Annotated in this window: 19 protein-coding genes; 14 read left to right on the forward strand and 5 right to left on the reverse strand. The window is 40.1% G+C overall.

What is annotated here, in order from left to right; translation table 11 throughout:
• Positions 1–3: 3 nt before the first annotated feature.
• From murD to ligA, 13 genes are all read left to right on the forward strand, one after another.
• A complete protein-coding gene (gene murD / locus ACFIMQ_RS04935) occupies positions 4–1398 on the forward strand; it encodes a UDP-N-acetylmuramoyl-L-alanine--D-glutamate ligase (RefSeq protein ID WP_375703519.1) in 1395 nt (464 codons plus the stop codon).
• Positions 1399–1540: 142 nt separating this feature from the next.
• Complete coding sequence (locus ACFIMQ_RS04940; protein WP_375616531.1) at positions 1541–2695, forward strand: FtsW/RodA/SpoVE family cell cycle protein; 1155 nt, start codon at positions 1541–1543, stop codon at positions 2693–2695.
• On the forward strand, positions 2688–3824 hold the full coding sequence (murG, locus tag ACFIMQ_RS04945; RefSeq protein ID WP_375703520.1) for an undecaprenyldiphospho-muramoylpentapeptide beta-N-acetylglucosaminyltransferase: 1137 nt from the start codon (positions 2688–2690) through the stop codon (positions 3822–3824). The genes ACFIMQ_RS04940 and murG overlap by 8 nt, the downstream gene beginning before the upstream one ends.
• Positions 3808–5235 carry a UDP-N-acetylmuramate--L-alanine ligase gene (murC, locus tag ACFIMQ_RS04950; protein ID WP_375616529.1) on the forward strand — a complete coding sequence of 476 codons (1428 nt, stop codon included), beginning with the start codon at positions 3808–3810 and terminating at the stop codon, positions 5233–5235. Before murG ends, murC begins: the two co-directional genes overlap by 17 nt.
• Positions 5213–6190: a UDP-N-acetylmuramate dehydrogenase gene (murB, locus tag ACFIMQ_RS04955; protein WP_375616528.1), complete on the forward strand. Its 978-nt coding sequence runs from the start codon at positions 5213–5215 to the stop codon at positions 6188–6190. Before murC ends, murB begins: the two co-directional genes overlap by 23 nt.
• Positions 6191–6429: 239 nt before the next feature.
• Positions 6430–7350, forward strand: a complete 921-nt coding sequence (locus tag ACFIMQ_RS04960) for a D-alanine--D-alanine ligase (protein WP_375616527.1) — start codon at positions 6430–6432, stop codon at positions 7348–7350.
• The gene (locus tag ACFIMQ_RS04965; RefSeq protein WP_375616572.1) at positions 7338–8249 is read left to right on the forward strand and encodes a cell division protein FtsQ/DivIB; all 912 of its coding nucleotides are present in this window, start codon (positions 7338–7340) and stop codon (positions 8247–8249) included. The genes ACFIMQ_RS04960 and ACFIMQ_RS04965 overlap by 13 nt, the downstream gene beginning before the upstream one ends.
• Positions 8246–9547 (forward strand): cell division protein FtsA, encoded by a 1302-nt coding sequence (gene ftsA, locus ACFIMQ_RS04970; protein ID WP_375616526.1) that lies wholly within the window; start codon positions 8246–8248, stop codon positions 9545–9547. The genes ACFIMQ_RS04965 and ftsA overlap by 4 nt, the downstream gene beginning before the upstream one ends.
• Positions 9548–9612: 65 nt before the next feature.
• Positions 9613–11370, forward strand: coding sequence for a cell division protein FtsZ (gene ftsZ, locus ACFIMQ_RS04975; protein WP_375703521.1), 1758 nt, complete (start codon positions 9613–9615; stop codon positions 11368–11370).
• Positions 11371–11583: 213 nt separating this feature from the next.
• On the forward strand, positions 11584–12468 hold the full coding sequence (gene lpxC, locus ACFIMQ_RS04980) for a UDP-3-O-acyl-N-acetylglucosamine deacetylase (protein WP_375616524.1): 885 nt from the start codon (positions 11584–11586) through the stop codon (positions 12466–12468).
• A gap of 157 nt (positions 12469–12625) precedes the next feature.
• On the forward strand, positions 12626–13519 hold the full coding sequence (locus tag ACFIMQ_RS04985) for an outer membrane protein assembly factor BamD (RefSeq protein ID WP_375616523.1): 894 nt from the start codon (positions 12626–12628) through the stop codon (positions 13517–13519).
• A gap of 6 nt (positions 13520–13525) precedes the next feature.
• Complete coding sequence (gene recN / locus ACFIMQ_RS04990) at positions 13526–15187, forward strand: DNA repair protein RecN (protein WP_375616522.1); 1662 nt, start codon at positions 13526–13528, stop codon at positions 15185–15187.
• A 112-nt stretch (positions 15188–15299) separates the two neighbouring features.
• The gene (gene ligA / locus ACFIMQ_RS04995; RefSeq protein WP_375703522.1) at positions 15300–17459 is read left to right on the forward strand and encodes an NAD-dependent DNA ligase LigA; all 2160 of its coding nucleotides are present in this window, start codon (positions 15300–15302) and stop codon (positions 17457–17459) included.
• Positions 17460–17905: 446 nt separating this feature from the next.
• Here ligA and ACFIMQ_RS05000 read toward each other — a convergent pair whose 3' ends face one another.
• The 4 genes from ACFIMQ_RS05000 to ACFIMQ_RS05015 form a co-directional block, all read right to left on the reverse strand.
• The gene (locus ACFIMQ_RS05000) at positions 17906–18571 is read right to left on the reverse strand and encodes a hypothetical protein (protein WP_375703523.1); all 666 of its coding nucleotides are present in this window, start codon (positions 18569–18571) and stop codon (positions 17906–17908) included.
• A 912-nt stretch (positions 18572–19483) separates the two neighbouring features.
• Positions 19484–21310, reverse strand: coding sequence for an aminopeptidase P family protein (locus ACFIMQ_RS05005; RefSeq protein ID WP_375616519.1), 1827 nt, complete (start codon positions 21308–21310; stop codon positions 19484–19486).
• A gap of 17 nt (positions 21311–21327) precedes the next feature.
• On the reverse strand, positions 21328–22197 hold the full coding sequence (locus tag ACFIMQ_RS05010; protein WP_375610502.1) for a 50S ribosomal protein L11 methyltransferase: 870 nt from the start codon (positions 22195–22197) through the stop codon (positions 21328–21330).
• 26 nt (positions 22198–22223) lie between these two features.
• The gene (locus ACFIMQ_RS05015) at positions 22224–22805 is read right to left on the reverse strand and encodes an SCO family protein (RefSeq protein ID WP_375610503.1); all 582 of its coding nucleotides are present in this window, start codon (positions 22803–22805) and stop codon (positions 22224–22226) included.
• A 139-nt stretch (positions 22806–22944) separates the two neighbouring features.
• Here ACFIMQ_RS05015 and ACFIMQ_RS05020 point away from each other — a divergent pair, with 139 nt between their 5' ends.
• Positions 22945–23574 (forward strand): DapH/DapD/GlmU-related protein, encoded by a 630-nt coding sequence (locus tag ACFIMQ_RS05020; RefSeq protein WP_375703524.1) that lies wholly within the window; start codon positions 22945–22947, stop codon positions 23572–23574.
• A gap of 51 nt (positions 23575–23625) precedes the next feature.
• Here the strand turns inward: ACFIMQ_RS05020 and ACFIMQ_RS05025 are convergent, their stop codons facing one another.
• Positions 23626–25965, reverse strand: a complete 2340-nt coding sequence (locus tag ACFIMQ_RS05025) for an ATP-dependent helicase (RefSeq protein WP_375616516.1) — start codon at positions 25963–25965, stop codon at positions 23626–23628.
• Between the last annotated feature and the right edge of the window lie 113 nt (positions 25966–26078).

The raw sequence follows: 26078 nt of genomic DNA on the forward strand, positions 1-26078 counted from the left end.
AATGTGATTTCTGTTACGTGTTATAAAGGTCAAAAAGTTGCTCTGTTTGGATTGGGTCAGTCTGGACTAGCAACGGCACAAGCATTAATGTGTGGTGGTGCAGAAGTGGTGGCGTGGGATGATAGTCCTTCAAGCGTGCAGATGGCTTTTCGGCAAAATATTCCAATAAGAGATCTCCACGATGAGGACTGGTCAGAATTTGTTGCATTGATTCTCGCGCCTGGAGTTCCTTTAAATTATCCTCAACCGCATTGGGTTGTTGAAAAGGCACGAAAAAAAAATATAGAAATTATTGGTGATATTGAATTGTTTGTTCGTGCACGCCATGATTTTTTACAGCATTATGGTTTTTGTGACCAAGATGTTCCGTTTATTGCGATTACGGGGACGAATGGGAAGTCAACCACAACATCTTTACTTGCGCATTTATTGGAAAAAATGGGCTATGATGTGCAGATGGGGGGAAATATTGGAAAGGCAATATTGACGCTTAAGCCATTTGTTAAAAAACGTATTTATGTGATTGAATGTTCATCATTTCAAATTGATCTTACTCCCTCTCTTCAGCCAACCATTGGACTTTTATTGAATTTGACATCTGATCATATTGATCGACATGGAAGTTTTGCCTGTTATGTGCAAACCAAAAGGCATTTGATTGCTCAGGCTTCTCAGGCTTTTATTTCAGTTGATGATGAAGATTGTCGGGTTTTATATCAACAGTTGCTTCATGAGGGGAAGAAAATTGAGGCAATTTCCAAGAATCATTTTGTTGAAAATGGTTTTTATGCAGATGGAAGCAAGCTTTTTTCTGTTCGTCAAGGACAGCGTCATATGCTTGCAGATCTTGCTCCTATGGCGGTGTTACGTGGGAGTCATAATGCACAAAATGCTCTTATGGCATTGGCAACATTGCAGGCTTTAAAAATAACCGATCCTTTTGTGAACAAGCATTTAGCAAGTTATAAAGGGTTGGATCATCGTATGCAGCAGGTGCGTAAAATGGGGGCGGTTTTGTTTATCAATGACAGCAAGGCGACTAATGCAGATGCAACAGCTCCTGCGCTTTCCACCTTTAATGATATTTTTTGGATTGTTGGGGGACAGGCGAAAAAGGGAGGAATAGAGTCTCTTAGAGAATTTTTTCCTAAAATTCGTAAAGCCTATTTGATTGGGAGCGCGGCGGAAGAATTTGCTCGCACTATTGGATCTGCTTTTCCCTTTTCTATGAGCTTAACTTTGAAAAATGCGGTGCGTGAAGCAGCTGTTGACGCAATGGGTTGTAATGCAAAAGAGGTGACAGTTCTTTTGTCACCTGCTTGTGCAAGTTATGACCAATTTAAAAATTATGAAATGCGAGGCGAGGCATTTGTCTCTTTTGTGATGCAGTTACAATAAAAAAGCATCAGTTATAAAAAAATATTTTTGCGTTAAGACTCCAGAATCTTTTTTTGTGTAATTTATTTTTTAAAGTGTTTGTTAAACAGGCGGGGAACCATATCACTTTGAAACAATTTATAAAACGGATAAGGCGGATATCATGGTTACGCGCGCAGATAGAGACCCAATTGCTAATTGGTGGTGGACGATTGATCGCTCTATCTTTGCAGCTTGTTTAATTTTAATGGGGATTGGCATTATGCTGTCTTTTGCTGCCAGCCCCACGATTGCAAAAAAAATCGGAATTACTGATAGTTTTTATTTTGTTCGGTGGCATATCATTTTCAGCATTTCAGCATTTTTTACGATGGTGACCATTTCTTTTTTTTCAATTCCTAATATTCGTCGTTTATGTGCTCTTTTGCTTATTGTAACGCTTGCTCTTATGGTTGCAACCTTATTTTGGGGTCCAGAATTAAAGGGAGCACGGCGGTGGATTGTGCTCTTTGGTTTTTCTGTACAGGCTTCAGAGTTTATGAAGCCAGCTTTTGTGGTTATGTCTGCTTGGTTTTTTTCAGAACAGATACGCAGGAGGGGAATTCTAGGTTATACGTTAGCGATTGTACTTTATGGCATTTGTTGTGTGCTTCTGGTTTTGCAGCCTGATATTGGACAAACACTTTTAATAAGTGCAACATGGGGTGGTTTGTTTTTTATTGCTGGTGTGCCTCTAGCCGTTATTTTTCTCTTTCTCATTTTAGGCGCTGGAGGAATTGTTTTAGCTTATCTTTTTCTGTATCATGTGCGTGAGCGTATCAATGGTTTTTTGACAGGTGAAGGAGATACCTTTCAAGTAGATGTCGGACGTGAGGCTATTTTGAATGGTGGTTGGTTTGGGCAAGGTCCCGGAGAAGGAACAGTAAAACGTATTATTCCTGATAGCCATACAGATTTTGTATTTTCCGTTGCTGCTGAAGAATATGGTATTATTCTTTGTTTACTAATTATGATGCTTTTTGGTTTTATCGTTATGCGTTCATTGTATATAGCAATGAATACACGTGATTGCTTTATACGTCTTGGTATTACTGGCATAGCAATGATGATTGGCTTTCAATCAGCTATTAATATGGCCGTTAATCTTCACTTAATTCCTCCCAAAGGCATGACATTGCCTTTTATTTCTTATGGTGGTTCATCGATGGTGGCAATTGCCTTTTCAATGGGCATTTTGCTCAGTTTAACACGTCGTTGGCCAGAAGCGCGCCTTTCAGCTTTTTCTTCCTCTTCTGTCTTGGATACGCCTTATGAATGATAAAAAAGTTATTGTTTTGGTGGCGGGTGGTACAGGTGGACATCTTTTTCCTGCTGAATCCCTTGGCGTTGAATTAAAGGAGCGTGGATATGATGTTCATTTAATAACAGATGAAAGAGCACGCCCTTTTGTTCGGTGCTTTGATAAAGAGCATACACATATTGTTTCATCGGCAACATTTATACGCCGCCATCCTTTTGCTCTGATAAAGACGTTTTGGACTCTGTTAAGGGGCATGGGACAATCGTTGGCGTTGTTTTATAAATTACGTCCTGTTCTTGTTGGAGGATTTGGGGGATATCCGAGCTTTCCTCCTCTTTTTATTGCGGCCTTAACGAGGCGTGTGACATTTATTCATGAACAAAATGCTGTTATGGGGCGTGCCAATCGGATGTTGGCAATTTTTGTGCGTGCAATCGCTGGTGGTTTATTGTCGCCAAATGGCTCTTATGCCCATAAAACGCTTTTAACGGGGAATCCTGTCCGTGAGGCTGTGCTGAAGGCGGCCGAAATTCCTTATCATTCTTCAGAGGGGGAAAAGCCATTTAATTTTTTGATTTTTGGTGGTAGCCAAGGGGCTTCTGCTTTTTCACATATTGTTCCAGAAGCCATTGCGTTACTCGATGATAAGAACCGTAAACGCTTGCGAATTGTGCAGCAAGTTCGCGGTGAAGCAGAAGGGTTGATCAAAATCTATCGTGATATGGGCGTACAAGCAGAGGTTGCTCCTTTCTTTGATGATATGGCTGAACGTATGGCACATGCTCATTTTATTTTGTCGCGCGCTGGGGCTTCATCCGTTTGTGAGATAGCGGTGATTGGTAGACCTGCTTTGCTTGTTCCCTATCCCCATGCTTTAGATCATGATCAGGCTGCCAATGCAGCTCTGCTTGCTTGTGTAGGTGGTGCGCAAATTGTATTAGAAAAAGATTTAAGTGCACAAAAGCTTTCTTCTCTTTTAACGCAAGTTTTGCATACGCCCCATTTATTGGAAAAACAAGCGCTTGCTGCAAAAAAAGTTGGGCAACCTCACGCAACACGTTGCCTTGCTGATATGGCTGAATCTTTAATTGCAGGGCGATTGTTGTCAGATATAAAAGAGGAGCTTTTTGATGAAAATGCCACTTGATATAGGCGTTATCCATTTTATCGGAATCGGGGGGATCGGCATGAGTGGAATTGCAGAGGTTTTTTATAATCTTGGCTATAAAGTTCAAGGGTCAGATCAAGTTGAGAGTGCAAATGTTGAACGTTTGCGGAAAAAAGGAATTAACGTTCATATAGGTCATTGTGCTGAAAACTTAGGGAATGCAGAGGTTGTTGTTTTTTCTACTGCCGTTAAAAAAACAAATCCTGAGTATATTGCTGCAAAGGAAAGACATTTACCGCTTGTCAGACGTGCAGAAATGCTGGCGGAGCTGATGCGGTTTCGGCGTGCAATTGCGGTGGGTGGTACACATGGTAAAACAACAACCACATCAATGGTTGCAGCCCTTCTTGATGCTGGTCATTTTGATCCGGTGGTGATTAATGGCGGTATTATTAATGCTTATGGGACGAATTCTCGGACAGGAGATGGCGATTGGATGATTGTTGAAGCTGATGAAAGTGATGGTACATTTTTAAAGCTGCCTGCTGATATTGCTGTTATTACTAATATTGATGCTGAGCATTTGGATCATTATGGAAGTTTTGATGCTGTGCGTGAGGCTTTTCGGCAATTCGTAGAAAATGTTCCTTTTTATGGTTTTGCTGTTTTGTGCCTTGATCATCCAGAGGTTCAGTCATTGGCGGGCCGTATTGATGATCGTTGGGTGATCACTTATGGTGCAAATCCACAAGCGGATGTTCGTTTTCTTAATCTTTCGATGGATGGTCAAAAAACGCATTTTGATGTTCTTGTTCGTTCACGCAAAACAGGAAGAAAGATCGAGTTGAAAAATATGCTTTTGCCCATGGCAGGGCAGCATAATGTTGCCAATGCAACGGCGGCGATTGCTATTGCGCATGAACTTGGCATTTCAAATGAAGCTATAAAAAGGGGCTTAGCAGAATTTGGCGGAGTAAAACGGCGTTTTACGCGAACAGGAAGTTGGCGTGGCATTGAAATATTTGATGATTATGGACATCATCCTGTTGAAATAAAGGCTGTTTTGCGTGCTGCACGTGAGAGTGCAAAAGGGCGTGTTATTGCGATTGCACAACCCCATCGGTATTCGCGTTTGTATCATTTATTTGATGATTTTGCTGCTTGTTTTAATGATGCAGATACAGTGTTGATTACGCCCGTTTATGCGGCTGGTGAAGAGCCTATTGTAGGATTTGGTTCTCAAGAATTGGTAGAGCATATTAAAATGGCGGGTCATCGTGATGTGCGCTTAATACATGGTCTGGAAGATGTTGTGTCTCTTGTCTCAACATTTGCTCAGGCAGAGGATTATGTGGTTTTTCTTGGTGCTGGCAATATCACACAATGGGCGTGTGCATTGCCTCATCAGTTGTCGGTACTTGATGGTCATGATAAATTTTCAGCACATTGATGGTGAGGCGCTATTGGCGCAATTGCAACCGCTGTTGGGTGGCGTGAGAGGAAAACTTACACCTAATGTTGAGATGCGTAAGATAACGTGGTTTCGCACGGGCGGGTTGGCAGAACTTTTTTATCAGCCTGTTGATGAAGAAGATTTGGCTCTCTTTCTTCAAAATTTGCCTGAATTTGTTCCTGTAACAATTGTAGGAATAGGTTCTAATCTTCTGGTGCGTGATGGGGGGGTTCCTGGTGTTGTGATTCGTCTTTCGCCAAAAGGTTTTGGGCAAGTGCAACAAGTTTCTCCAAAACGTTTTTTAGTTGGTGCAGGTACGGCAGATAAACATTTAGCTACCGCTGCTTTAAAGGCAGAAATTGCAGGTTTTCATTTTTATCACGGTATTCCTGGTGGTCTTGGAGGGGCACTCAAAATGAATGCGGGTGCAAATGGTGTTGAAACCGCAGCACGTGTTGTTGAGGTTTATGCGCTGGATCGTAAAGGAAAACGTCATATTTTGAGTTTGAAAGATATGCATTATTCCTATCGCCATTGTGATATTCCTGAAGGGTTTATTTTTACTGCTGCTTTATTAGAAGGACAAACCGGTAATAAAGATGATATTCGTGCTGCTATGGATGAAGTTGCCCTCCATAGGGAAGCAGTGCAACCTATTCGTGAAAAGACCGGTGGATCAACTTTTAGAAATCCTGAGAATATATCTGCGTGGCGCGTGATTGATGAGGCAGGGTGTCGTGGTTTACGGATTGGTGGTGCTCAGATGAGCGAAATGCACTGTAATTTTATGATCAATACAGGGCAAGCAACAGGATATGATCTTGAAACATTGGGAGAAACAGTGCGTGCACGTGTTTTTGCACATTCAGCCCATCTTTTACAATGGGAAATAGAGCGTATAGGTCAATTTGAGCGCGGTCGAAGTGTTTCTTCTTTTGATCCATTTCAGTGATTTATTGTTCACTAAAAAAGTGCAAATAAAAAATTGAGTCATTTCAAAGAGATAATAAAAAAATTCTATTAAGAATCAATAAATTAACAAAGAATCTCTTGCATCAAGCTGTTGAGTCTGATTCATTATGCAAAATGCTAGGTTATTGATTCGCAAGGATAAACTTTGTTTTTTCCTGTATGTGGTGCTGATGTATTCTATATAGACTACATATAGTATGCGAAAGAGGGTGATTTATTATGAAAGATAAACATATAGCTGTATTAATGGGAGGTTTTTCTTCTGAACGGTCTGTAAGTTTATCTTCAGGGACGGCTTGTGCTGATGTTCTTGAAATGCAGGGGTATCGCGTGAGCCGCGTGGATGTTGACGCTCATATTGCTTCTGTTCTTGAACAGTTGCAGCCTGATATTGCCTTCAATGCATTGCATGGTCCATTTGGTGAAGATGGCCGGATTCAAGGGATTCTTGAGTATTTAAAAATTCCTTATACCCATTCTGGTGTGATGGCATCTGCTTTGGCAATGGATAAGGGACGTGCAAAAATTATCGTTGCAAGTGTTGGTGTTTGTGTTGCACCTTCTCGTATTATGAGCCGTTTTGCTATTGGGCAAGCGCATCCCATGGAGCCTCCTTATGTAATTAAACCTGTGTGTGAAGGATCAAGTTTTGGTGTTGTCATTGTACAGGAAAATGAAGCTGCACCGCCGCATAATATTGGGGGAGCTGAGTGGGGATATGCGGATGAGGTGATGATTGAAAAATATATTCCTGGTCGTGAATTGACTTGTGCTGTTTTGGGGAGCGAAGTGCTGGATGTGTGTGAAATTCTTCCTAGTCAGCACTTTCCATTCTACGATTATGACTCAAAATATAAAACGGGTGGTTCTCTTCACATTTGTCCTGCACAACTTTCACTAAATATTTACCAAAGTGTGCAAAGAATGTCTTTAGCAGCCCATCAGGCGATAGGGTGTCGAGGTGTTAGCCGTTCTGATTTTCGTTTTGATGAGAAAACAGGAGAATTAGTTTGGCTTGAAATTAATACGCAACCCGGTATGACATCGACGTCTCTTCTTCCTGATATTGCAAAAGCGAGCGGTCGTACTTATGGCGATATTGTTCAATGGATAGTGGAGGACGCATCATGCATGCGTTGAGTATTAATAAAACGAATATTCCGATGGAGGTGCTTTCAGTGCCGGCTTTGCCACGTCTTTATCGTCGTTTTCTTCGGTTTATGTTTGAGTTTGTTTTTGTCAATATTCATATTCCACGCCATTTTGGCTCTTTTGCTGTTGTATGGTTTTTCTTGGTGACGGCCTTTTATGGATTGTCATCCAGTGGTCAGATGGGTGTGATCGTAAAAACGATAATATCAGATATTGGTTTTGTGGTTGTAGATGTCGATATAAGAGGGAATAACCGCTTAGCAAAGCAAGATATTTTGAAAATTTTAAAACTTGATGTTGCATCCTCTATATTCACTTTTGATGTTGAAAGAGCACGCTCTCTTTTGGAAAAACAGCCTTGGGTTCAATCCGCTAATGTTCAGAAGATTTATCCTAATAGAATGCGGATTTCCATCGTGGAGCGTGAACCCTATGCCATTTGGCAACACGATGGCTTGGTCGATATCGTTGATTATACAGGTCGTGTTATTGTGCCCTTTAAAGGGAAAAATGTTTGGAATTTGCCGCTTGTGGTTGGGCAGGGGGCGCAAAATGCTGCTAAAGTGTTTATTCAAGCGCTGTTAGTTTATCCGGAAATATATAATCGTGTTCGTGCTTTCGTGCGGGTAGGGGATCGGCGTTGGGATCTTGTTTTGGATAACGGAATGCGCGTTATGTTGCCTGAAAGTGGTGCGCTTGAAAGGCTTTCTTCTCTTGTTTCGTCCGGTACAATGCAAGATCTTTTATCTCGAGATATTCTCAGTGTTGATTTACGCCTTGCTGATCGGATTACTGTTTCTTTATCAGATGAAACGTTGGAGCGTTATAATGCTACTGTAGCAGAAGAAGAACGTATTTTAAAAGCGCGAAAGGCAGGAAGCCTATGACATTGCTCAGATCACATCATCTGGGGGGACGTAAAACACGTTATTTAACGGTTCTTGATATCGGTTCAAGTAAGATTGTTTGTTTTATTGCTTGTCTGCGTCCTTTGAAGCATGCACACTATTTGCATGGCCGTACACACTCTATAGAAATTCTGGGCTTTGGAGTGCAGCGTTCACGCGGTATTAAATCTGGTGTTGTGATGGATATGTTTGCAGCAGAGCAATCAATACGCTTGGCTGTTGATGCGGCAGAAAAAATGGCTGGTTTGGTGGTGGATTCAGTGATTGTGAATTTTTCCTCAAGTCGGTTACAAAGCGCTTTGATTAATGGAATGGTCCATTTGAATGGTCGTGAAGTCACCAAGCGTGATATGCGTATGGCCTTTTCAGATGTTTCGCGCAAAGCCTTTGATGCTGAACGTCATGTTATGCATTCGGTTCCAGTTTCTTATGTATTGGATGGGGAAAAAGGAATTTCTGATCCTATTGGCATGGCAGGGGAAACATTTGGTGTCGATGTGCATGTGGTAACAGCGGAAACAGCATCTTTGCGTAATTTAGAAACTTGTATTAATCGTGCACATTTGAGTGTTGAAGCAATGGTTGCCACTCCTTTTGCAAGTGGTCTTGCTGTCTTGATGAATGATGAGGCGCATTTAGGTGCTGCATGTATTGATTTTGGTGGTGGAACAACAACATTTTCAGTGTTTTTTGAGGGAAAATTTATCTATGCAGATGCTCTTGCTGTTGGGGGACATCATGTCACTCTTGATGTTGCGCGTGGATTTTCTATGTCACTTACAGAGGCGGAACGTTTGAAAGTTGTTTATGGTTCAGCCCTTCTAACAAGTGCAGATGAGCGGCAAATGATTAATGTAGCAGAAATTGGGAGTGAACGGCGTGAAACTCAATATCCTCGTGCTGTTCTTGGGCGTATCATTTGTGCGCGTATTGAAGAAATTTTAGAGATGGTCCGTGATTGTTTAAATCGTTCAGGCTTTGGTTACATCATTGGTAAGCGTGTTATTTTGACTGGCGGAGCAAGTCAGTTAACAGGATTGCCAGAAATGGCACGTACTATATTAGGAAGAAATGTTCGTATCGGGCGGCCTTTAGGTATTTCGAGGCTTCCTTCTCTTGCAAAAGGGGCGGCGTTTACATCTGCTGTTGGGTTGTTAATTTATCCGCAATTGGTGGGTTTTGAAGAAAAAACAATGCAGACGGCAGGAAATCATTTATCGATGGGCACGCGTGGGTATTTTCAGCGTGTTGGTCAGTGGTTGCGTGAGAGTTTTTAGTTAAGTCTAGTTGGATAAAAATTTCATCGCTTTGGCTTGCGGTGTCTTATGAGAAGGAAAAGAAAATGACGATTAATCTGCATCGGCCAGATATCGCGGAATTGAAGCCACGCATTACCGTTTTTGGTGTTGGAGGTGGTGGCGGGAATGCCGTGAACAATATGATTAATGCTGGCCTTCAAGGAGTTGACTTTGTTGTCGCAAATACGGATGCACAAGCTTTGGCTATGTCAAAGGCTGAACGTGTTATCCAGCTTGGCGCAGCTGTGACAGAAGGTTTGGGTGCTGGTGCTCTACCGGAAGTGGGACAAGCAGCGGCAGAGGAATGTATTGATGAAATTATTGATCATCTTGCGGACTCTCATATGGTTTTCATTACTGCTGGTATGGGGGGAGGAACTGGAACAGGGGCTGCTCCTGTTGTGGCTCGCGCAGCGCGTGAAAAGGGTATTTTGACCGTTGGTGTGGTGACAAAGCCATTTCAGTTTGAAGGGGCGCGTCGTATGAAAACGGCAGAGGCTGGTATTGAAGAATTACAAAAGTCTGTCGATACATTGATTGTTATTCCCAATCAAAATCTTTTCCGTATTGCAAATGATAAGACAACATTTGCTGATGCTTTTGCTATGGCTGACCAAGTGCTTTATTCTGGTGTTGCTTCCATTACGGATTTGATGATTAAAGAGGGCTTAATTAACCTTGATTTTGCTGATGTTCGTTCTGTTATGCATGAAATGGGGCGAGCTATGATGGGAACGGGTGAGGCATCTGGTGACGGGCGTGCTTTGGCTGCTGCTGAAGCTGCTATCGCAAACCCATTGTTGGATGATACCTCTATGCGTGGGGCGCGTGGTTTGTTGATTTCTATTACAGGTGGTCGTGATATGACTCTCTTTGAGGTTGATGAAGCTGCTAATCGTATTCGTGAAGAAGTGGATGCGGATGCGAATGTGATCTTTGGGGCCATTGATGATGAGTCACTGGAAGGTGTTATTCGTGTTTCTGTGGTTGCCACCGGTATTGATCGTGAGGTTAGTGATGTGGTTCAATCCTCTCAGCCTCAGCTTCAAAGGCCAGTTTCTTCAATGCGCAAAAGTGATCCTGGAACGCCACACAGTTCTTTTCATGTTCAGTCATCACCCTTGCGTTCTGAGTCGATGGTAGAAGTGATCGAATCACTTGAAATAGAAAAGGGGAAATCAACAGGAGAACAGTTCCGTCCTAAAAGTCAAATTTTTGCGCATCCTGTAGAAGCAATTGCGACACGAAGTGCCACGAAAGCTGTTTCTTATGGTTCAAATGCTGTGCAGGAGCAGATATCAAATGTGCCACGTATGCAAGTAAGCCGTGGTTCTCAACAGCCTATGACGGCCCCCGTAAGCATGGAGGCAACAGCGCATGTGCTTGATGAGATGACAGGCGTTGTGAAGCAAAAAGAAAAGCAAGTACAACAGATGCAAGTGCGCTCACCAATGCGTATGCCTGAATTAAAGGATTTCCCTCCTGTTGCTCATAGACAAAGTCAAAGAACATCTGTAACCGACCAAGGTCCTCGTAATCTTTGGCAGCGTTTGAAACAGAGCTTGACATACCGTGAGGAGGCAGAGCCAGAAGCGAGGCTGGAGCCTGCTGTGAGATCGTCTCAGCAGCAAGAGTCTCATGTTTATAATAAAAATTCTCAGGCGCTTTCTCAAGATGCTTCTGTTTATGTTCCACGCCGTTCTGGTGAGTTGCATCCTCAGGTACCACAAGATCAGCGTACTTTTATAAGTGAAGAAGATCAGTTGGAAATACCAGCATTTTTACGTCGTCAGGCAAATTAATTGATAAAAAATAAGGTAAAGTAAAGAACTCTATACCCATCTTTGATGTTGAGTCAAAAATTATACAGTAAAATATACTGCTGTTTTTGGGTAAAGGACTTTGTTTTTTTAAGCCCGCTTATCATTAAGCGGGTTTTTTATTATTTACTATAAGTATTTTTTATAGTTTTATAAACTTTATCAAAAGAGAGAAAAGAAATTCAATAGAATGATATGATGAATTTGGTTCCAAAATATCAGTCTACTCTTAAAAAAGCAGTAACATTTAAGGGGATTGGCGTTCACAGTGGCTGTTTGTCAGTGGTAAAGGTTTGTCCAGCGGATGTTGGGTGTGGTATTATTTTTAGGCGTTGTGGATTAGACGGAACAGAGAAAATATTTCAAGCCCATGCATCGCAAACAGGAGAAACTGAATTATCAACAGTACTTGGAGATGGAGATGTAAGGGTTGAAACAATTGAACATTTGATGGCAGCAATTGCTGCTTATAATTTGGATAATCTTATTATTGAAGTGTCACATAATGAGATTCCTATTTTGGATGGTTCAGCGTGGCTATATTGCCAAGCTTTTGAAGATGTTGGTATTGTACAGCAAAATGCATTGCGTTCTTATTTCATTATAAAAAAGCCGGTGCGGGTTGAAGGAGCTCATGGTGTTGCAGAGCTTTTGCCATTCGATGGACGTCGTTTTGATATAACGATCTCTTTTCCTTCTTCTGCTATTGGTAAGCAACATTTCAGTTTTGATCTTACCACACAAGGATTTCGAGATGATTTGTCACGGGCACGCACTTTTGGTTTTATCAAAGACGTGGAAAAATTACGGCTTTCTGGAAAGGCAAAAGGCGCTTCTTTGGAAAATTCTCTTGTTATCGGCCTTGATGACAAAATTTTAAATTCCGATGGCCCTTATTGGGAGAATGAATGTGTTCGGCACAAGATGCTTGATGCGATTGGTGATACTGCTTTGCTTGGGGCGCCTTTTATTGGATTATTTCGTTCTTATTGTAGTGGGCATAGAATTAATGCGCAATTGGTGAAGGCTGTTTTGGCAGACGAATCATATTATGAAAAAAGCTTTTTAGAGAAAGAGTAAAAAAATTGACAAGATTTTTTTATCATTTATTTGATTTTTAAGGGGATGATTGACCTAAACTGCTAAATTGGTTATGTGGATTTTAAAGTGATATGGTATAAAACCTTTGATAAATTGTTTTTGCTACAAGGTGATATTCTTTGGAGGCCGGAAAATTATGAAAAAATTTCATGTGTGCATTGGAAATATGACATATAGAAAATCTAACATTGTACGCAAGATATTGGGGGTGGTACTTTTAGGAAGCACCTGTATGTTAGCGGGATGTCTCTTTAAAGAGAAAAATACTCTTGATCCGTCTGCTTATGTTTTGAAAATGGATCCACCAGATGTTCTCTATAATCAGGCGCTTGCTAGTCTTGAGAGTGGGCGGCTTGGAGATGCATCGAAAAAGTTTTTGAAGATTGAAAAACAGTATGCTTATACAGACTGGGGGCGCAAATCTCTTGTGATGGGCGCTTTTACAAATTATCGACTCGGAAAGTATGATGATTCAATTAGTATGGCTCAACGCTATATTACGCTTTATCCAGGGTCGACTGACTCGGCTTATGCATACTATATTATTGGTCTTTCTTCTTTCCGTCGGATTCCCGATGTTACGCGTGATCAACGTGATACGAAACGCGCTATTGCTGCTATGCAGCTTCTTATAGAGCGCTATCCAAATTCTGAATATGTCAAGGATGCTAAGGATAAAATACGTTTTGGGCGCGAACAGTTAGCTGGTAAAGAAATGCAGATTGGCCGCTATTATGAAGAGGGGCGGCGCTACCTTGCTGCAAGTAGACGGTTTCGTACTGTAGTTGAAGAGTATTCCGATACAAATCAAATTGAAGAAGCACTTTTCCGCTTAACGGAAGTTAATTTAGCTCTTGGTTTAACGGCGGAAGCGCAAACGGCAGCAGCTATTTTAGGACGTAATTATCCCAAAAGTGAGTGGTATAAATTTTCTTATAGTTTATTGCAAAAGAATAAAATATCACCACATGAGCATAAATCTTCTTGGATCTCACATGCTTTAGGTGGTGATAAGAATAGGGCACGTTGATTTTATATGCTGGTACAGCTTTCGATTCATAATATTGTTTTGATCGAAACGCTCGATATTCATTTTACGGCGGGGTTGACGGTTTTAACTGGAGAAACAGGTGCGGGGAAATCTATTCTCCTTGATGCTTTATCACTTGCTCTGGGGGGGAGGGGTGATGCTTCGCTTGTACGTCATGGTGCTGACCGCGGGCAGGTTACGGCTGTTTTTGATGTGTCTGTTTCACATCCTGCACGTCAGCTTATTCGTGAGAATGGTCTTGATGATGAGGGCGATATTATTTTACGACGTGTGCAATCAAGTGATGGACGTAGCCGTGTCTTTATCAATGATCAGGTGTCTAGTGTTGCATTGATGCGGAGTGTTGGCCGTTTGCTGGTTGAAATCCATGGACAACATGATGATCGTGCGCTGGTTGATGTTGCTACACATCGCCAATTATTAGATGCCTTTGGTGGGCTTGAGGATGAAGTGGAAAATTTGCGCCAATGTTATCACACATGGCGTGAATGTGAGGAGCGTTTGCAACAGCAGCGTCTTAAAGTAGAGAGCGCTGTACGTGAGGTTGATTATCTTCGTGCGTGTGTAGAAGAGCTTGAAAAGCTTGATTTTCAAGTTGGTGAAGAAGATGCTCTTTCTCTTCGCCGTGCCGATATGCTTAAATTAGAAAAAATAGCAACGGATATAAAAGAAGCGGATGATCTTTTAACGGGTCAAAAATCACCAATCCCAGTGCTTTCCAATTTGGTGAGGCGTTTGGAGCGTAAAATTCCTGAAGCACAAGAGCTTATTGCACCAGTGGTAAAATCTATTGATGAGGCATTGCATGCACTTGCAATAGCACAAGAAGGTATTGAGGTGGCAATACGAGCATTGGACTTTGAACCTGATGAATTGGAACGGATAGAAGAACGTCTTTTTTCTCTTCGGGGTTTTGCTCGTAAATATCAAGTTTCTGCTGATGAATTGGTTCAGTTACGCGATAAAATGGATGCTGAACTGGCTGACTTTGAAGAGGCTCAGACTATATTGTCACGTTTTGAAAATGAGGCAAAACAAACACAAAAAAACTATGATATGTTAGCACAAGCGTTGTCAATAAAACGTCAAGAGGTTGCAAAACACTTGTCTGAAAGCGTGATGGCTGAGTTGCCTGCATTGAAATTAGAGAGGGCCGAGTTTATTGTTGAAATGCAAAGTGATGTGGAAAGGCGGAGTGCAGAGGGATGTGATCGTATTGAATATTGGGTGCGAACAAATCCTGGAACACGAGCTGGACCGATGCTTAGTGTGGCTTCTGGCGGTGAATTGTCTCGTTTTTTGTTGGCATTAAAAGTTGTTTTGTCTGATCGAGGATCAGCACCGACGCTGATCTTTGATGAAATTGATACAGGCGTTGGGGGGGCTGTTGCAGCTGCTATTGGACAACGATTGCAACGCTTATCAGAACGTGTTCAGGTTTTTGCTATTACGCATGCACCACAGGTTGCATCGAAAGCGCATGGTCATTTTCTTATTTCGAAAATTGAGAGTCATGATAAAGGACGCTTTGTTACTGCTATTCATAAAATGGAAGAGCATGAACGTGCAGAAGAAATTGCTCGTATGTTGGCAGGAGAACAGATTACTGAAGAAGCGCGTGCAGCGGCTCAAAAGCTTCTCGCATAAAGGTAATTAGCCAGTGATAAAAATACTGGAAAGCTTATTTTTATTTGCGATTCACTTTATGAGGAAGCGTGGAAGTCTTTATGGCAGTAACTCGTAATTTGGAATAGATTTTATGAACAAAGATGCAGTTAAAAATCTCACAGCTGTTGAAGCAGTAAGTGAATTAGAGTGGTTGGCAAAAGAAATTGCACGTCATGATGTGCTTTATAATCGTGATGATCAGCCTGAAATTTCTGATGCAGAATACGATGCTTTGCGCCGCCGTAATGCAGAAATTGAAGCTCTTTTTCCAGAGCTTATTCGTGTTGATTCTCCTTCACATAAAATTGGGGCACCAATTTCTGAAAAGTTTGAAAAATCTGTTCATGCACAGCCTATGCTTTCACTTGATAATGCGTTTAGCTTTGAAGATGTTACTGAATTTATTGAGCGTATTCGTCGTTTTTTACGTCTTCCAGAAACACAAGTATTGGAAATAACAGCGGAGCCAAAAATTGATGGTTTATCTTTGTCTTTGCGCTACGAAAAGGGGCGGCTTGTGCGTGCGGCAACGCGTGGGGATGGAACTGTCGGTGAAAATGTGACGGCAAATGCTCGAACAATTGCTGATATTCCACAAGTTTTGCAAGGTGATTTTCCTGAGGTAATCGAGGTTCGCGGCGAAGTTTATATGGGACGGGAAGATTTCCAAGCTCTTAATATAAGCCAACAAGAGAAGGGAAAGTTAACCTTCGCCAATCCTCGAAATGCGGCGGCTGGTTCTCTCCGTCAGCTTGATTCACGGATAACCGCCAGCAGAAAGCTTCAATTTTTTGCTTATGCTTGTGGTGAAGTGAGTGAAGTATTTGCAGAAAGTCAAATAGAGATGATGAAAAAGCTAAAAGAATATGGCTTTGTTATCAATCCATTAATAAAAGTCTTTAAGAGAGTAGAAGAAATTATTTTCTATTATCGTGATATAGAAGAACGCCGTCATTCTTTAAGCTATGACATTGATGGCATTGTTTATAAGGTTAATGATTTGATGCTCCAAAAGCGCTTGGGGTTTGTTTCTCGTTCGCCGCGTTGGGCGATAGCCCATAAATTTCCAGCAGAAAAAGCGATAGCGCTTTTGGAAGATATTGATATTCAGGTCGGTCGTACGGGAGCTTTGACGCCCGTTGCACGCCTTACACCTATTACTGTTGGTGGGGTGGTGGTGACCAATGCCAGTTTGCATAATGAGGATTATATTAAGGGAATTGGCCATAAAGGAGAGCCCATTCGTGAAGGGCGTGATATCCGTGTAGGCGATACCGTGATTGTACAACGCGCTGGTGATGTAATCCCTCAAATTGTTGATATTATTGCTGAAAAACGTCCAAAAGATGCTTCTGCTTTTGTTTTTCCTCATCTGTGTCCCGCTTGTGGGAGTCATGCTGTTCGCGAAGAAGGAGAAGCGGTGCGTCGGTGCACCGGTGGGCTTATTTGTCCTGCACAAGCGATTGAACGTATTCGTCATTTTGTTTCACGCAATGCCTTTGATATTGAAGGCTTGGGTAAAAAGCAGGTAGAATTTTTTTTCCATGCTCAAGATGAGGCGCTTTGTATTCATACACCAGTTGATATCTTTACTTTAGAACGGCGCCAAGAAAAATCTTTGATACGTTTGGAAAATATGGAAGGTTTTGGTACTGTTTCAGTGCGGAAATTGTATGATGCCATTAATGCGCGCCGCGAAATTCCTTTGAGCCGTTTTTTGTTTGCATTGGGGATTCGTCATGTTGGCGAAGTGAATGCACGCCGCCTTGCACGAGCGTATCAAAATTATATAGCTTTTGAAATGGCGGCTATGGAAGCACTTATGCCATGTGAGCAGGAAAACAAAGAAGGCAATGAAGCTTGGATGGAACTTACCAATATTGAAGGAATTGGACCACAGGTAGGGGGCGCAATTGTTGATTTTTATAGAGAAGCGCATAACCGTGAAGTTTTGTCTGTTTTGCTTGAAGAAGTAACACCTCTTGATGAGGCACCTATCATGATAGCTGCTTCACCAATAGCGGAGAAGATTATTGTTTTTACGGGAACTTTAGCACATATGTCACGTGATGAAGCAAAAGCATTGGCAGAGCGATTAGGGGCCAAAACATCTGGTTCACTTTCTAAAAAAACAGATCTTCTTGTTGCAGGACCTGGAGCGGGCTCCAAATTGGCTAAAGCTGAAGAATTAGGTGTTGAGGTTATCGATGAAGAGGCTTGGCTACAGCTGATTGAGAAACATAATGTTTAGAGGATGTTTTCTAGAAGATGCATATGCTGTTTGTGTGGTTATCTCTCTTACATTTGGGGGAGCTGGAATCAAAAAGGAGATAAAGGGGCTATTTTTTGCAAACATAGAACGCCAATATATTTTGATATTTATTAAGTTATTAAAAAGGATTAACGCTGAGCTTAAATATTAAACTTAAACTATTATGATGAAGAATATGCAAGGTTATTATTAGTAAAAGATATAAATTATTACTGTGAAGAAAGGTAAAATTTTTGAACAAATATGTAGAATTTAATCCAAAATGCCGTAATAAACCGATTATAATGACGTAATAGAAATGTAACGCGGAAGGTTACAAAATATAATAAAACATTCCGCTATAAATGAATAAGGGATATAACTGCGAGTTGTTTATTATGTTGAATTTATAAAAGATTACTGGTATCTATGCTTATCAGGCATTATTAGATAGTACACTTGTCCAATTTCATTACAAAGTTTCGGATATTCGCTAATGCGTCTAGCAGCATAATTTTTTTCTGACTTCCTTCATCTCTCTCAAATTTCTCAGCATCGGAAATTTCGTTTATTAGAGCTAGTATTTGGACTGAGAATATTTCAGAATTAAATACCATTCGTGCATATCCAAACATTGGATCTGTCGAGTTCATGACCAAATTTTTTGACCAAATGAAATCGCTTTCTTTCCAATTATATTGAGAACGTAGCTTATGTATGTAGGTAGATAGGGATAATGCTGGAAATTTCTTATTATACTCTCCCTGTAATAAGTCTACAAGGCATGCACACCAAACAACTTTCGCATGGATAAGATTTATATTTTCAGGAATTAGCACTATCATACCAGGGCTTAGAACATGATATACACCATAACTTTTATTATCCAGATATTTTTTCGCAATTTCTAGGCGTTCTTCGTATATATTATCAGGATATTGTGTCTTTACGTACTCTTCGTATAATTTATCGTACTGATTTGGAGTAATGACTTGATTTTCAGAAAATACAGCAATAGGAACTCGCTTAAATTTAGTAATTTCATTCAATACAGAAGGTCCAATATAGTATCCAAATAATAATATTACGGAACAAAATAAAATTACACGCATTAGGATAATCACTTTATTGCTAAAATACTGGAGAAGAATATAGATTATTAAGATCTGTGCTTAAAGTTTGTTACTATGATAAGCCGTAAGATACATGTCTTATTGTGTCTTTTTCAAAGTATTTGTGAAATTTTGTAGAGAGCTTGAATCTCCTTTATTTATGTGACTGTTTTTGTGTTATGTAGTTTTTCATATCCTCTGTTATTGTTGTTAATTTTTTAGCTGAACGATACGTTCAGGTAAAAACATATACCTCCATATATGTCGTTTTCATACTGTGCAGTTAGAAACTATCTATATTGTGGATAACGTTGTTTTCAACAATAAGTAATAGTCTAGAAAATAATATTGTACTGTTAACTGTGCAAATAAATAAAAAACTTTAACGCTGATGTTAGCATCATGCTCCTTCTTTTAAATTCTAAATACTTAATTTTTATTTCATAGCAGATTCTATTTTATTGTATCAATATGTATTATAAGGAATTGCAGCTATTGAAAATGATTCAAGAATTTAAAAAAATGTAAATTATCATTATGAAGCAAACAAAAAGATAAAATTTATTCGAATAAATATGCAGAATTTTTGAATCTAAACAGCGTAATAAGTTGGTTACAATAGGTGTTTTAGAAATACGATGCGGAGGATTACAAAATATAATGAAAGTTTTCATATAAAGAAAATAGAGATATAATGGTGTCTAGATGGTGATCGCCAAGATAAGCATTACCACATGCGGGCATATTTCACTCTTCTCACCCGTCATATTACGCCTCTTGCCATGCCAGCAAAAAATTTGAAGGATCTTTTAGAAATATTTTTTGTATTTCCTGACGCAGATGCATATTTTTCCCTTTAAAAGAGAATGTCCCGTGTTTTGTAGAAAGAGTAAAGGTTATACGTTGATTGATTTAAAGGGGCATTGTTGCTTCTTTTGCCCATTTTTTATCTTCTTCATTTAAGTAAGGTGCATTCATCTGATAAACGCGCGCATGGTAATCATTGAGCCATTGTCGTTCTTCTTGTGTCAAAAGCTCTGGAAGGATTAACCGTCGATCAATGGGGCAATGTGTAAGAGTCTCAAACGAAAGCATTTCTATATCTCCGCCATCAATTTTTTGTGCTGGTTTCACAATCATCAAATTTTCAAGACGGATACCAAAAGCACCTTCGCGGTAATATCCTGGTTCATTTGAAAGAATCATACCGGGAATAAGTTCTTGGCATCCTTTACGGGAAATATTTTGTGGTCCTTCATGAACAGAAAGATAAGACCCAACACCATGCCCCGTGCCATGGGCATAATCAAAGCCAGCTTTCCACAATGCAATGCGTGCAAGAGCATCAATGTCTTGTCCGCGTGTGCTTTTTGGAAATCTTGCAGTTGAAAGCGCAATCATGCCTTTTAGGACAAGAGTAAAACAGCGTTTTTCTTCTTCTCCAATATTGCCAATTGCTACTGTGCGTGTGACATCTGTCGTGCCATCACGATATTGTCCACCTGAATCAACAAGGTAAAGTTCACCAGCATTGAGTTGTTTATTTGTTTGCGTTGTTACACGATAATGAATAATGGCACCATTTGCTCCTGCGGCTGAGATTGTATCAAAAGAAAGATCTTTAAGTTTTTCTCCCATTTCGTTTGCTGTATTTATGCGAAATTCTTCTAATTTTTGAGCAGCAGAAATTTCACTTATTGACCCTGGTATTTGTTTATCTAACCAAGAAAAAAAACGGGTTAGGGCAACACCATCGCGTAGGTGTGCTTTGCGTGCGCCATTGAGTTCTGTGTCATTTTTAATGGCACGTGGTAGAGCAGCAGGGTCGGTAAGTGTGATGAAAGAGTTATTTTCTTCTTCAATGACAGTTCGTAATTTTTCGCATGTTAACTGTGGATCTAAGGCAAAAGCTATCCCTTTTTGCGCGTATTCTTTAATCTTTGGAATAAGCTGTTCTGGTTCATATAATTTTGTATAACGTTCCAGATATTGTTTCTGTTCTCCACCAAGTTTTTTGCTATTAATGAATAAGGCTGGTGTTTCTTGGATGGGAATGAGAGCAAAACAAAGGGAAAAAGGCGTATTGGAAACATCATTACCCCGTATATTAAATGTCCATGCAATGGAGGAGGGGTCTGTAAAAATAAAGGCATCTGCATTTGCTTTTTGTATATATCTGCAAATCAATGCCAACTTTTCATCTGAGCTGCATCCTGCATATTTGAGAGGATGAACTGATAGGGCAGATTGCGGTAATTTGGGTTGATCATGCCAGATAAGATCGATAGGATTGGAGTGGATTGCTACAAGTTTTCCGCCTGCTTTATTTTCTAATGCGTTTTTCAATATATCGGTAGCAGTAATGGTGTGAAGCCATGGGTCAAAGCCAATAGAAAGTGTTTTTCCATTTGTTTCAAGCCATTGTGAAGGAGGGCAAGTTATGAGATCCTCATAATCAAAAATATCAGGATCAGTTTGTTGGCGAACTTGGAGCTTATATCGCCCGTCTGTAAATATGATGGCTTTGTTTTTTAAAATCAGTGCAATCCCAGCTGAACCAGTAAAGCCGGTTAGCCAGCTAAGACGTTGAGCATGAGGGGGGACATATTCTCCTTGATGTTCATCGCACCGTGGAACAAGAAAACCATCTAGTCCAAGGCGATCAAGTTCTTTACGAAGGGAGGCAATGCGTTTTGCAGCATGCGTGGGATTTGTTGTCGCCTCAAAAGATTGATACATAACGACGTCCTTTTCATTTATTTTAGATGTATCGTTACCCATCCTTGACGGTGGTATGTTTCGATATGCTTGAGTCCTTGTTTTATATAAGTATCTAAAACGTAGGCGTGTTGCTCTTCAAGAATTCCAGAGAGTATAAGTGATCCCCCTTTTTTAAGGGCTTTTACCATTTCTTGCGCAAGTTCAATGAGAGGATTGGCAAGAATATTGGCAACAATGAGATCAAAAGGCGCACGTGTTGCAATGTGTTCATGGGTAAAACTTGTTGCTGTAACAGCTGTAATATACTCTTTTACGCCATTAAGCTCGATATTATGTTGTGCAACTTGAATAGCAATAGGATCAATATCGGAGGCGAGAATACTAATGGGCTTGAGCATTGCTATGCCAATGGCTAAGACTCCGCTACCAGTTCCAAGATCAAGGGCATTTTGTGGATTTTCGTGTTTCATTACTTTGGCAATCATTTCCAAACAACCAGCTGTTGTCCCATGATGTCCTGTTCCAAAGGCTTGATTTGCTTCAATTTCAATAGGGAGAACATTAGCTGGAATGGCGTTTCTGTTGTGACTTCCATGAAGGAAAAAAGGACCAGCATGTACAGGTTTTAGTCCTTCTAGACTTTTTTGTACCCAATCAATATTGGGTAAAACTTCCATATTAATTTTATCAGAATCTATAGAAAGAACGCTTGCAAAACGTTTCAATGCGTCTTCTTGATTGTCTTGATCAACATATAGAGAAAGCTCATATATAGCATTTTTTTCGTCTATCTCTATAAGAGCAAGAGGATATCCTTCTTCATCAAAAGCTCTTTCTATAAGGGTATAAAATTGCTCTGCTTCACTTTTAAAAGCAGTATAATAGAAGCGAATTTGTTGCGACATGCTGTTCTTTCTTTTGATTGGCTTTTTTAGTTTGATATGAGTTTTTTTAGCCGTTCAATGGCGATTGCATCTTTTAATTCGCTATCGTTTTCTTTCGTGTCATAACGGATAACACCCGCTAATTTTCCACCTTTTTTGAGTAAAAAAATTGCTGCCGTATGGTTATAAGTATAGTTTCCATCTTCTCCAGGAACTTTTTCAGCAACAATTTTAAAAGAATTGGCCATTTTATGAACTTTATCAGGATCTCCACTGATACCAACGATTTTATTGTTAAAATTGCTGAGATAATTATGGAGTACTTCTGGTGTATCACGTTCGGGGTCAACAGTCACAAACCATACTCCTAACTTATCAGCTTCAGGTCCAAGCGCTGTAAGCCATTGATCAAGATTCATCAGTGTGGTGGGACAGATTTCAGGACACATAGTGAAGCCAAAAAAAATTATTGAAGGCTGGCTTCGAATATCCGCTTCAGTAATCGTTTTTCCATTTGAATCAGTGAGCGTAAAGTTATCACCTAAAGGCTTATTTATAAATGCATCATAAATAAAAATTCCCGTAAGAAATATAGCTGTTAGCCCTAAAATGCGGAGTACATTTTTCATAGTTTGTCTCTTTTAAAAGTGTCAAAAAATTCTAGCATTGGCTGGTTTGTTTTGCAATGTTTGTTTCACGGTTGATTTTATTGGTTTGGTTGGTATGTCTTTCCATATCTATTGATGAAACAATTGAGGGAAGGCAATAATGAATATTGAAAACGATCTTCGATTTCATGAAAGTAAGCCTCGTATCCATACGACAGCACAGCTGCATGGTTGTAAATTAGGGCGCTATGTGGAAATTAATGAGCGGGTAGTTTTGCGTGATGTAATAGTTGGAGATTTTTCTTATTTAGAACGTAACAGTGAGGCTATTTACAGCGATATTGGTCGTTTTTGTTCTATTGCATCTCATGTCCGTGTGAATGCGTTGGAGCATCCCATGGAGCGCGTTTCAACGCATAAAATAACCTATCGTCCAAACGAATATTTTCGTTATATGGTACTCGATCGTTCTTTTCGTGAAAGGCGTTGTGCAAAACGTGTTATTATTGGGCATGATGTGTGGATTGGACATGGTGCGGTTATTATGCCTGGGGTGACAATTGGTCATGGCGCTATCATTGGCGCGAACGCTGTTATAACGAAAGATGTTATGCCTTATACGATTGTCGTTGGGGTTCCTGCTAAGCGATTGCGGATGCGTTTTCCCAATCATGTGATAGAATGCCTTTTAGATATGGCTTGGTGGGATTGGCCGCTTGATAAAATCCACACAGCATTGCCTGATATGCAGAATTTGCCCATCGAAGCCTTTGTTCGCAAATGGCAATGACATTTAAAATAAAGTTGTCTCTTAAAAAAACGATTGTGGTTTGCTTTTTATTTAAGCTTTGTTTACAAAATTATCCAGTACACGCTTTTCTCCGGCTTTTTCGAACATTATTGTCAATTTATGATCGTCTATTGCTGTAATATGACCATAACCAAATTTTATGTGAAAAATCCGATCATTGACAGAAAAATCTGATGGTGCATGAGAGATTGATTGAGCGATAACTTTTCCTTCAATATTCTTGTTTTTTTGTGCATGCTTTTGTCTTGGTATTGCATAATCATTATAAAAGGAATCGTAATGTTGAAAGGAAGATTTTCCATAACCACCATAGGATGTTTCCATTGCTATGGCTTCTATATGTTCTGTTGGTAATTCCTCTAGAAAACGGGAGGGAAGAACAGATTGCCAAAATCCATGAATTCTTCGATTAGATACAAACCAGATATGCAAATGTTGTTTTGCTCTTGTCAGTCCCACATAGGCAAGACGCCGTTCTTCTTCTAATCCTGAACGTCCACCTTCATCTAATGAGCGCTGATGAGGAAAGAGTCCTTCTTCCCAACCTGGAAGAAAAACTGTTTCAAATTCAAGTCCTTTGGCTGAATGAAGGGTCATGATGTTGACTGCATCCATATTTTCATTATTTTCTGTTTCCATAACGAGTGCAACATGTTCCAAAAAACTTTGAAGATTTTCAAATTGTTCCATGGAACGAATCATTTCTTTAAGATTTTCTAGTCGTGTAGGAGCCTCTGGTGAGCGATCTTCTAACCACATGGTTGTATAACCAGAATCATCAAGGATGATTTCGGCAAGTTCTCTATGAGGAGTGTCTTGAAGCATATTTTGCCAGCGGCGGAAGTTTTCAATGAGGCTTCGTAATGCACTGCGTGCTTTAGGTTTTAGCTCGTCTGTTTCAATGATGTCAGCGGCAGCAGAAAAGAGAGGAACAGCACGTGCACGTGCACTCTCATAAAGAATGCGCAGGGTTGCATCTCCTATGCCGCGTTTCGGTGTATTAATAACACGCTCAAAAGCTAAATCATCCGCTGGTTGGACAACAACGCGTAAATAAGCCATGGCATCACGTATTTCCATTCGTTCATAAAAGCGTGGGCCACCAATGACGCGGTAGTTAAGGCCAAGTGTTACAAAGCGATCTTCAAATTCACGCATTTGAAATGATGCCCGTACTAATATAGCCATATGATTTAATGCATGACCAGTTTGTTGTGCGCGTTCGATTTCTTCACCGATTGCTCGTGCTTCTTCTGCTGAATCCCATGCTGAATGAATTTTTACTTTTTCTTCCTCACTCTTTATTTGAGCAGAAAAAAGGACCTTTCCCAGTCTTTCTTCATTATGCGCAATGAGATGGGAGGCAGCTTTAAGAATATGAGATGTTGAGCGATAATTGCGTTCTAGACGAATAATTTTAGCAGAAGGAAAATCTTTTTCAAAACGTAATATGTTTTCGACTTTTGCACCACGCCATCCATAAATGGATTGATCATCATCGCCAACACAACAAAGATTAACATGTTGACCTTGAGGATGTTGTGCCAAAAGGCGAAGCCAAAGATATTGTGCTGTATTTGTATCTTGATATTCATCGACAAGAATATAACGAAATTGAGAATGATATTCGCGAAGAATATCTGGATTATGTTGGAAGATAGAGATAGAATGAAGTAGAAGGTCACCAAAATCACAAGCATTAAGATCTTTTAATCGATTTTGATAACTGTGATAAAGTTCACGTCCCATGCCATTACCAAAGGAATGAGCATCACTTTTTGAGATATGTGTTGGTGAGAGTCCTTGATTTTTCCAAGAGTCAATCATCATGGCAAGGTTTCGTGCGGGCCAACGCTTATCGTCTAATCCTTCAGCTTGAATAAGTTGTTTTAAAAGTCGAAGAACATCATCGCTATCGAGAATTGTAAAGTTTCTTTTTAAATAAACAAGCTCTGCGTGACGGCGTAAAATTTTAGCTCCAGTGGAATGAAAGGTTCCAAGCCAAGGCATCCCTTCAACAACTTCTCCAATAAGTTCACCAATACGTGTTTTCATTTCACGGGCTGCTTTGTTGGTGAAAGTGACAGCAAGTATTTGTTGAGGAGAGGCAAGTCCAGAGCGTAAAATATGAGAAATACGGGTTGTTAAAACGCGCGTTTTTCCTGTACCAGCACCTGCAAGAACTAAAAGAGGTCCCTCAGTATTCATAACAGCTTGTTGCTGTTCTGGATTGAGTTGTTCTAAATAGTCTGTGTTATATGATTTTTGTTCTTTTAGAGTATGGGAGAAAAAACCAGAGCTCTTCTTATCATGGTCTGGAGGGGAATCTTCTTCAAAGAAAGGTATGGTGTGATCGGAAAAATTACTCATTATACCTTTTTTGTAATCTTTTTTTCGTTGAATTTCTAGATTAAAAACACTTCTCTTAAAAAGTCACAACAGTTTCAGTTGAACAGACAGAAAGAGAACGTAAAAAAATAAAC

This window comes from Bartonella sp. AD13SXNS, assembly GCF_042196465.1.
Lineage (GTDB): Bacteria > Pseudomonadota > Alphaproteobacteria > Rhizobiales > Rhizobiaceae > Bartonella.